General features: G+C 42.9%; 8 protein-coding genes and 1 rRNA gene (1 of these 9 cut by a window edge). 3 read left to right on the top strand and 6 right to left on the bottom strand.

All coding sequences use genetic code 11. The features are described 5' to 3' along the window. Both NSQ52_RS04455 and NSQ52_RS04450 read right to left on the bottom strand, forming a co-directional pair. A 16S ribosomal RNA gene (locus tag NSQ52_RS04455) occupies nucleotides 1-1,289 on the bottom strand; it reaches 260 nt to the left of the window's first position. 274 nt (nucleotides 1,290-1,563) lie between these two features. After that, nucleotides 1,564-2,442 (bottom strand): nucleotidyltransferase-like protein, encoded by an 879-nt coding sequence (locus tag NSQ52_RS04450; RefSeq protein ID WP_025206981.1) that lies wholly within the window; start codon nucleotides 2,440-2,442, stop codon nucleotides 1,564-1,566. 189 nt (nucleotides 2,443-2,631) lie between these two features. On the opposite strand from NSQ52_RS04450, the gene NSQ52_RS04445 reads away from it, so the two are divergent. Further along, nucleotides 2,632-2,979 (top strand): YgzB family protein, encoded by a 348-nt coding sequence (locus NSQ52_RS04445; RefSeq protein WP_007496750.1) that lies wholly within the window; start codon nucleotides 2,632-2,634, stop codon nucleotides 2,977-2,979. A gap of 35 nt (nucleotides 2,980-3,014) precedes the next feature. Here NSQ52_RS04445 and perR read toward each other — a convergent pair whose 3' ends face one another. Then, the gene (gene perR, locus NSQ52_RS04440) at nucleotides 3,015-3,452 is read right to left on the bottom strand and encodes a peroxide-responsive transcriptional repressor PerR (RefSeq protein WP_003217782.1); all 438 of its coding nucleotides are present in this window, start codon (nucleotides 3,450-3,452) and stop codon (nucleotides 3,015-3,017) included. 159 nt (nucleotides 3,453-3,611) lie between these two features. Continuing rightward, entirely contained in the window at nucleotides 3,612-4,079 is a 468-nt protein-coding gene (gene bcp, locus NSQ52_RS04435) for a thioredoxin-dependent thiol peroxidase (protein WP_160758146.1), read from the bottom strand. Between the two features lie 129 nt (nucleotides 4,080-4,208). On the opposite strand from bcp, the gene NSQ52_RS04430 reads away from it, so the two are divergent. Both NSQ52_RS04430 and NSQ52_RS04425 read left to right on the top strand, forming a co-directional pair. Continuing rightward, nucleotides 4,209-5,504, top strand: coding sequence for a glutamate-1-semialdehyde 2,1-aminomutase (locus tag NSQ52_RS04430; protein WP_008341922.1), 1,296 nt, complete (start codon nucleotides 4,209-4,211; stop codon nucleotides 5,502-5,504). 247 nt (nucleotides 5,505-5,751) lie between these two features. After that, nucleotides 5,752-6,825: an aromatic acid exporter family protein gene (locus tag NSQ52_RS04425; protein WP_342473950.1), complete on the top strand. Its 1,074-nt coding sequence runs from the start codon at nucleotides 5,752-5,754 to the stop codon at nucleotides 6,823-6,825. Nucleotides 6,826-7,050: 225 nt separating this feature from the next. Here the strand turns inward: NSQ52_RS04425 and NSQ52_RS04420 are convergent, their stop codons facing one another. After that, entirely contained in the window at nucleotides 7,051-7,947 is an 897-nt protein-coding gene (locus tag NSQ52_RS04420; RefSeq protein WP_007496739.1) for an ABC transporter permease, read from the bottom strand. Between the two features lie 18 nt (nucleotides 7,948-7,965). Beyond that, complete coding sequence (locus tag NSQ52_RS04415; RefSeq protein WP_007496737.1) at nucleotides 7,966-8,967, bottom strand: ABC transporter permease; 1,002 nt, start codon at nucleotides 8,965-8,967, stop codon at nucleotides 7,966-7,968. Nucleotides 8,968-8,971 lie beyond the last annotated feature (4 nt).

Raw genomic sequence — 8,971 nt, 5'->3', positions numbered from 1 at the left:
GGATTGGCTAAACCTTGCGGTCTCGCAGCCCTTTGTTCTGTCCATTGTAGCACGTGTGTAGCCCAGGTCATAAGGGGCATGATGATTTGACGTCATCCCCACCTTCCTCCGGTTTGTCACCGGCAGTCACCTTAGAGTGCCCAACTGAATGCTGGCAACTAAGATCAAGGGTTGCGCTCGTTGCGGGACTTAACCCAACATCTCACGACACGAGCTGACGACAACCATGCACCACCTGTCACTCTGTCCCCGAAGGGAAAGCCCTATCTCTAGGGTTGTCAGAGGATGTCAAGACCTGGTAAGGTTCTTCGCGTTGCTTCGAATTAAACCACATGCTCCACCGCTTGTGCGGGCCCCCGTCAATTCCTTTGAGTTTCAGTCTTGCGACCGTACTCCCCAGGCGGAGTGCTTAATGCGTTAGCTGCAGCACTAAGGGGCGGAAACCCCCTAACACTTAGCACTCATCGTTTACGGCGTGGACTACCAGGGTATCTAATCCTGTTCGCTCCCCACGCTTTCGCTCCTCAGCGTCAGTTACAGACCAGAGAGTCGCCTTCGCCACTGGTGTTCCTCCACATCTCTACGCATTTCACCGCTACACGTGGAATTCCACTCTCCTCTTCTGCACTCAAGTTTCCCAGTTTCCAATGACCCTCCCCGGTTGAGCCGGGGGCTTTCACATCAGACTTAAGAAACCGCCTGCGAGCCCTTTACGCCCAATAATTCCGGACAACGCTTGCCACCTACGTATTACCGCGGCTGCTGGCACGTAGTTAGCCGTGGCTTTCTGGTTAGGTACCGTCAAGGTGCAAGCAGTTACTCTTGCACTTGTTCTTCCCTAACAACAGAGCTTTACGATCCGAAAACCTTCATCACTCACGCGGCGTTGCTCCGTCAGACTTTCGTCCATTGCGGAAGATTCCCTACTGCTGCCTCCCGTAGGAGTCTGGGCCGTGTCTCAGTCCCAGTGTGGCCGATCACCCTCTCAGGTCGGCTACGCATCGTCGCCTTGGTGAGCCGTTACCTCACCAACTAGCTAATGCGCCGCGGGTCCATCTGTAAGTGACAGCCGAAACCGTCTTTCATCCTTGAACCATGCGGTTCAAGGAACTATCCGGTATTAGCTCCGGTTTCCCGGAGTTATCCCAGTCTTACAGGCAGGTTACCCACGTGTTACTCACCCGTCCGCCGCTAACATCCGGGAGCAAGCTCCCTTCTGTCCGCTCGACTTGCATGTATTAGGCACGCCGCCAGCGTTCGTCCTGAGCCAGGATCAAACTCTCCGAAAAAGTACAAAACCGAAGTTTTGTTTTTCGTCAGCGTTTGACTGACTACCTATGATGTATCATAGGATTTTTTTTATAAAAACTCGAATTAACAGGTACGTTTTGTCTTGTTTAGTTTTCAAAGATCATCTTCGTTATCGCTCAGAAGCGACTTTCTCAATATAACATTTGAGCACCGTGTGCGTCAAGTGTTTTTCTGAATTTCTTTTTGTCAGCTTTTCTTTAAAAGCAACTCAGTTGCTCATTAGCGACGTTTAATAATATACCATCATAATATTCATACGTCAATATCTTTTTTAACAAAATATCCTCGATGATAGATTTTTTGCCCCTTCGTCTCAATTGGCTCTACTAGCACAATTCCTTTTTCCACAAAGAAATCAATCATCACACTAAGATCAGGTGTGAAATGTTTGAGATCAGGATGTGCAAGAAGCTCGCCAAACAGCCAAATATCCTGCTGTTCCATGACATGACGCAAATGAGCCGCACCAATTTCTGCTTTTGAATGAATCAAGAAATCATTCGCTAGGAATAAAAGTTCTAACCGTTTATGAAGACTTTCGTGGCTTTCAATCAACTCTGAATAAAGTTTATATACTTCCGGTTCCATATGACGTACTTGGTTCCAAACGGTCACTTCTGGGTGGAAGCCTTTATCAATCACTTCAATACGCGCAAGATGATGCAGGGCATGCACAATGGAATTATATGCATCGAGGAATTGATTTGATTCAAAAAATGCTTTTCCTTCTATATATCTGCGAATGAGCTTGCCATATTCTAAACCAATTTTGAGCTTACGGTTAGAAAACGGGAATGTACTCAGTTCATCAATCAAGTTGAAAATATATTCATTTCGATCAAACAGGACTTTTCCGTTTAAAATCCAATCAATAATCCGCCTGTTGGTACCTAAGGTAATCCATTCCTTCAACTGATCATCTGTGACAACATTTAAAGAAGCTGTCTGGTGATCGGATTCATAGTGCTTAATAAATAACGGTTCTTCCGCATCCTTTACGATGACTAGAAGCGCTGCATCAAAGTTATCCGTCTCAGAAGATACTTTATGCCTTCTTTCTACTATAATCACAGCTAATGTATCTGGATGACTTGCTCTCTCTTGATAAATAGGACGGAGAAGATTTTCCATAGTGATTCCTCCAATACTCGGGTGTAAGGTTCTTCTCTAATGCTATGTATTTCTCCTCATAGAATCAAAATTCCTTCAATACATGAAAAAAGATCGTTGAATCATTATAAGCAATTTATTCACAAAACTCTATAACTAATTCAAACAGAAAGGTAAAATGTGCTATATTGGAGATAAGGGGGACTAGGGATGGCGAAATACTCCAGTAAGATTAATAAAATCAGAACATTTGCACTTAGTTTGGTTTTTGTTGGTTTTTTGATCATGTATATCGGTGTGTTCTTCAAGGAATCGGTCTGGCTGTCGACCTTCTTTATGCTACTCGGCGTGTTATCGATTGGATTGAGTACAGCCGTTTACTTTTGGATCGGTATGCTTTCTACGAAGGCAGTCCGTGTCGTATGTCCAGGCTGTGAGAAGGAAACAAAAGTGCTTGGGCGGGTGGACATGTGCATGCATTGCAGAGAGCCACTTACACTCGATCCAGCATTAGAAGGAAAAGAGTTTGATGAATCCTACAATCGAAAAAAGTCATAAAAATAAGCTGACCATTCAACTGGTCAGCTTTTTCATTAATGATTTTCTTTTTTTGCACATTCTTGACAAGTGCCATAGATCTCCAAGCGATGATGACTTACTGTAAAACCTGTCACATGGGATGCAAGCTGTTCTACTTCATCAAGGCCAGGATAGTGAAAGTCAACAATCTTTCCGCAGTTTTCACAAATCGCATGGTAATGGTCAGATGTCGCAAAATCAAATCGGCTTGAGGAATCCCCATACGTTAATTCTTTTACTAATCCAGATTCCCGGAAGACTCGTAAATTGTTGTAAACCGTTGCTACACTCATATTAGGAAATTTCCCTTCAAGTGCCTTATATATATCGTCCGCGGTTGGGTGTGTCATAGAATTTACGAGAAACTCCAAGATGGCATGGCGCTGCGGAGTAATTCGAACACCGGTTTCTTTTAGAGCGTCTAAAGCATCTTTTAGTTCGTGAGCAGCCATTTCATCATGCACCTCTCTTTTCAAAAATATTCTTATATTATAATCTTTATAAATAGTGTACCCCCAGAGCCGAAACTTTGTCAATTACAATCCTCTTTTTTACCTATTCTTCTATACAAAAAAGACCGGCACGACTGCCGATCTCATCTCGTCAACATATTAAGCGTGAGCTTTCAGTTCCTCAAGCGCTTCTTCCACATGATCTTTCACCTTTACTTTACGCCACTCTTTCACAAGCTTTCCTTCTTTATTAATAAGAAACGTTGAGCGTTCAATTCCCATGTATTCCTTACCAAAGTTCTTTTTCAGCTTCCACACATCGAAAGCTTCAGACAATTTTTGTTCGTCATCTACAAGAAGCAGGAAAGGTAAGTCATGTTTTTCTTTAAACTTTTGGTGCTTGTCTTGACCGTCTGGGCTTACGCCGATAATCACAGCATCTAATTCCGCAAAGCTTTGATGGCGGTCACGAAAATCACAGGCTTCCGTTGTGCAGCCCGGCGTCATATCTTTTGGATAAAAATAAAGGACAATGTGTTTCCCTTTAAAATCAGAGAGCTTTACTTTCTCTCCATTATCACCAAGTAATTCAATATCAGGTACTTGCTGCCCCACTTCGATTGTCATGATACAATCCCTCCAACCTATTTTTTCATTAGCCTATCCAATTTCGAGAAGATATTCAACTAAGGACGCTTGCATCGGCATGTTAAAATAATGATAGACGACGTGATACGTTGAGATAGGAGGCTATTTATGAAATTCACCGAATCAGAAAAATTACATCAAGAGGCGCTGGAGCATATTGTTGGAGGGGTTAACAGCCCATCTCGTTCATATAAAGCAGTGGGCGGCGGGTCACCTGTTGCAATGGAAAAAGGCGAAGGCGCTTATTTTTGGGATGTTGACGGAAACCGTTATATCGACTATTTAGCAGCATACGGCCCAATTATTACGGGACATGCTCATCCTCATATTACAAAAGCCATCACGAAAGCAGCCGAGACGGGTGTCCTTTACGGAACACCAACGAAGCATGAAGTCACTTTTGCTAAGATGCTGAAGGAAGCGATGCCTGCTTTGGACAAAGTTCGTTTTGTCAATTCAGGTACAGAAGCTGTGATGACGACAATCCGTGTCGCTCGCGCTTATACAGGCAGAACAAAGATCATTAAGTTTGCCGGATGTTACCACGGCCATTCTGATCTTGTGCTAGTTGCGGCCGGCTCTGGACCTTCCACTTTAGGAACACCAGATTCAGCGGGCGTGCCTAAAAGTATTGCCAATGAAGTCATTACCGTTCCATTCAACGATATAGACAGCTACAAAGAAGCATTAGACCGCTGGGGTGATGAAGTAGCAGCTGTTCTTGTTGAGCCAATTGTCGGGAACTTTGGTATCGTAGAGCCTAAAGACGGTTTCCTGCAGCAGGTTAATGACCTGACTCATGAAAAAGGGGCTCTAGTCATCTATGATGAAGTCATTACAGCTTTCCGCTTTATGTATGGTGGTGCACAGGACTTGCTTCAAGTAAAACCTGACCTCACTGCATTAGGTAAAATTATCGGCGGCGGTCTTCCAATCGGCGCTTACGGCGGCAAAAAAGAAATTATGGAGCAAGTCGCCCCGCTTGGACCAGCCTACCAAGCTGGTACGATGGCAGGTAATCCCGCCTCTATCCTTTCTGGTATTGCATGCTTGGAAGTGTTAAAAGAAGACGGGGTCTACGAACGTCTTGATCAGCTCGGGGCCATGTTAGAAGAGGGAATTTTAGCCCACGCAAAAAAACATCAAGTAGATATTACAGTGAATCGTTTAAAAGGTGCTCTCACCATTTATTTTACAAAGGAAACGATTGTGAACTACGAGCAGGCTGAAAATACGGATGGTGAAATGTTCGCCCGTTTCTTTAAATTCATGCTCGCACAAGGTATTAACCTCGCGCCTTCTAAATATGAAGCATGGTTCTTAACCATTGCACATACTGAAAATGATATTTCTGAAACGCTCAAAGCAGTAGATCATGCGTTTGAACAACTGAAACAATCATAATGAGGAGAAAAACAGACGTAAATTCATGCGTCTGTTTTTTTATTTACCAGCTCTTGATTGTCAAAAGCAAGTGAATCTGTTACATTTTTTCTCAATACCTTCTTTTGATGTTTTCATGAACTTTCAAAAATCACTTGAATATTTCGGAAGACCGCTGTATATTACTTAGTTGTTTCATCAAAATATTTATGATATATGACAAGTGGTCATCTATTATCGAAAAGAAAGGAATGCAGGGACAAAACCAATGAAACTTGGAGCCCGTATTTTAAAAACTGGTATTGCCATTGTACTCGCGCTTTACCTGGCAACATGGCTTGGGTTGCCGACACCCGTCTTCGCGGGAATTGCAGCTGTATTTGCTATCCAGCCATCTATTTATCGATCATTTTTAACGATTGTTGATCAAGTGCAAGCCAATATTATTGGAGCAGCACTTGCCATTACGTTCGGTCTGCTTTTTGGCACAGGACCAGTCATCATCGGCTTAACTGCCGTCATGGTCATTGCGATTAATTTAAAGCTGAAGATTGAACACACGATTCCGATTGCACTCGTAACCGTCATCGCGATTTTAGAAAGTGCAGGGGATCATTTCCTTTCCTTTGCCTTAATTCGAACAGCAACTGTGGTGTTAGGCGTACTTTCTTCATTTTTAGTGAATTTGATTTTCCTGCCGCCAAAGTATGAAACAAAGCTTGTTCATCACATTATGGAAAATACGGAGGAGATTTTAAAATGGATCCGTCTGAGCTCCAGACAGTCTACTGATCATTCCACTTTAAAGGATGACATCGATCAAATAAAAGAACGTATGATCAAATTAGATCACATTTACTTGTTATACAAAGAAGAACGAAGCTATTTAAAGAAAACAACTTATGTCAAATCTAGAAAGCTTGTTTTATTCAGACAGGCAATCATGACGTCTAATCGAGCGCTGTACTTGCTGAAAAAGCTTCATAAGTTAGAAAATGAAATTCATTTGATGCCAGAGCATTTCAGAGAGAGCTTAACAGATGAGATTGATTATTTGCTTTATTGGCATGAACGTACCTTGATGAAGTTTGTTGGAAAAATGAAACTGCAGGACGATGATTTTCAGAATGAATGCTCTCTTCGTCTTGAAGCATTAACGAAATCATTTATTCAGCATCAACAAAATCAAGAAAACGACTTGCTGGATTACAATATGCTGAATGTGATGTCGAGTATTATTGAATACCGTGATGAATTGGAGCATCTAGATACTTTGATTACAAGCTTCCAAACGTATCACCCAAAAGATAGTGAGATTGAGACAGAAGAAAAAGAAGCTTAAATACAAAAGCCCGATTCTAAGAATCGGGCTTACATTTTTGACAAAGGGCTAAAATGATCTTTATTTAGCCCTTTGTCTTCTTTTCAGCGTAGTTGAAAACCCTTGAAATCAAGGAAGGACGAGTACTGGAGCGGAGCGAATGCCATATTCGTGAGCACCAGCACGCAGGACTGACAAAGAATGCGGGGTTTGTCTACACGCTGTGACCGATTCTTGGAATCGGTCTTATTTTATTTTCTTCATTTTAGGATCAAGGGTGTCTCTTAATCCATCTCCCATCAAGTTAAAACCAAGAACCGTCAGCATGATCGCAATCCCCGGGAAAAATAAAGTCCATGGCGCTTGTACGAGATAAGGTCTCGCATCTGCAAGCATTTTCCCCCACTCTGGACTTGGCGCTTGTGCACCTAATCCTAAAAATCCTAAAGCCGCCGCTTCAATAATGGCTGTACCAATCGCAAGCGTCGCTTGAACGATGACCGGCACCATACTATTTGGCAGAATGTGACGAAGAACGATGCGGCGGTGTGACATCCCGACTGCCTTTGCTGCTAAAACATATTCTTCTTGCTTAATGCTCAGCACCTTTGAACGAACCAGCCGGCCAAATGTGGGGACGTTAATAATCGCTATGGCAATAAGGGCATTTTGTAAGGAAGGTCCTAAGATGGAAACAATCGCAATCGCTAATAGAATGCTAGGAAAAGCGAGTAAAATATCAAATAGTCTTGAGATGACAGCATCCAATAATCTACCGCCGTAACCTGCCATCAATCCAAGCAATGTCCCTAAAATAACCGACCCGAGAACGGAGAAGAAACCCACCCATAATGAAATTCGAGCTCCATGCACCACTCTAGAAAATATGTCTCTCCCGAAATCATCCGTACCAAACCAATGCGCAGCTGAAGGGGCACTAAATCGTTCGCCTAGTGACTGCTCGTTGATTCCATAAGGAGCAATGAGCGGTGCAAAGATTGCTAGGATCAGAAATAAAAAGACAATCACAGTGCCAATGACCGCCAGCTTGTGCTGAAAGAACAGTTTCATCGATTCAAGAATCAGTGATTGAGAGCGTTCTTCCTTTTGTTTAGGTGCTTGAAGCTCTTTTTGCGCTTCCATGTCGTCACTCTCCCTTCTCTAGTATTTAATCCTCGGATCAATGACTGCATACAAGATATCAACAATGAAATTGATCAGCACAAATATGAGCGCAACAACAAGAATGCCAGTTTGAATAACAGGATAATCACGATAGCTAATTGCATCGTAAATATACCGCCCAATTCCCGGCCAAGCAAAGATCGTTTCTGTTAAAATGGCTCCGCCTAGCAAGAGACCTGTTTGAAGACCAATAATCGTTAAAATCGGAATGAGCGCATTTTTCAGCCCATGCTGATAAATGATGAAAAATGAACGTACCCCTTTTGCTTTTGCTGTTCGAATAAAATCTGAATGAAGGACTTCCAACATACTTGCCCTCGTAATCCTTGCAATAATCGCAGCAGGAATCGTTGCGAGAGCGGTACTTGGTAAAATTAAATGCTTGATGCTGTCAAAGAATTGATCAAATCGCCCTTGCAAAAGCGTGTCCAGCGTATGAATATAGGTGATCGACTCTACCGGATTTCTTACGTTTTCTCGTCCTGTAGTCGGCAAAATACCTAATTCAATCGAGAATAGCCACTGTCCCATTAAGCCTAACCAGAAAATCGGCATGGACACCCCAATGAGCGCAATAAACATGGCCACATAATCAAAGAAAGAATGTTTAAACCACGCACTAATGATTCCGGCATTCACACCGACAATAATCGCCAGCAACATAGCGAAGAAAGTCAATTCTAATGTAGCGAATAAGTAAGGCTTCATTTCCTGGGCAATAGCCGCTCCTGTTCGTATGGAAGTCCCTAGATCACCTTTTAAAAGCCCCAGCATGTAGTGACCATATTGTACGTACCACGGCTGATCTAAACCAAGCTGAATCGTCAATTGCTCTACTGCTTCTTTCGTTGCCCGCTGTCCTAAGATGACCTGCGCCGGATTTCCAGGGATAAACCGAATAATAGAAAATACAACTAAGGTCATTCCGATCAGTACTGGAATGAGCATTCCTGCTCGCTTCATACAATAAGCAAACAAACAG

The organism is Bacillus sp. FSL W8-1141, from assembly GCF_038593205.1.
Taxonomy (GTDB): Bacteria; Bacillota; Bacilli; order Bacillales; family Bacillaceae; genus Bacillus; species Bacillus altitudinis.
The sequence above is the reverse complement of the archived record's forward strand: the minus strand, read 5'-3'. Positions and strand labels throughout refer to the sequence as shown.

What these genes read in the sequence shown, in the direction of transcription:
- NSQ52_RS04445 (WP_007496750.1), top strand. Translation starts at nt 2,632, where the DNA reads ATGGCGAAATACTCCAGTAAGATTAATAAAATCAGAACATTTGCACTT.
- NSQ52_RS04430 (WP_008341922.1), top strand. Translation starts at nt 4,209, where the DNA reads ATGAAATTCACCGAATCAGAAAAATTACATCAAGAGGCGCTGGAGCAT.
- bcp (WP_160758146.1), bottom strand. Translation starts at nt 4,079, where the DNA reads ATGACAATCGAAGTGGGGCAGCAAGTACCTGATATTGAATTACTTGGT.
- NSQ52_RS04425 (WP_342473950.1), top strand. Translation starts at nt 5,752, where the DNA reads ATGAAACTTGGAGCCCGTATTTTAAAAACTGGTATTGCCATTGTACTC.
- NSQ52_RS04420 (WP_007496739.1), bottom strand. Translation starts at nt 7,947, where the DNA reads ATGGAAGCGCAAAAAGAGCTTCAAGCACCTAAACAAAAGGAAGAACGC.
- NSQ52_RS04450 (WP_025206981.1), bottom strand. Translation starts at nt 2,442, where the DNA reads ATGGAAAATCTTCTCCGTCCTATTTATCAAGAGAGAGCAAGTCATCCA.
- perR (WP_003217782.1), bottom strand. Translation starts at nt 3,452, where the DNA reads ATGGCTGCTCACGAACTAAAAGATGCTTTAGACGCTCTAAAAGAAACC.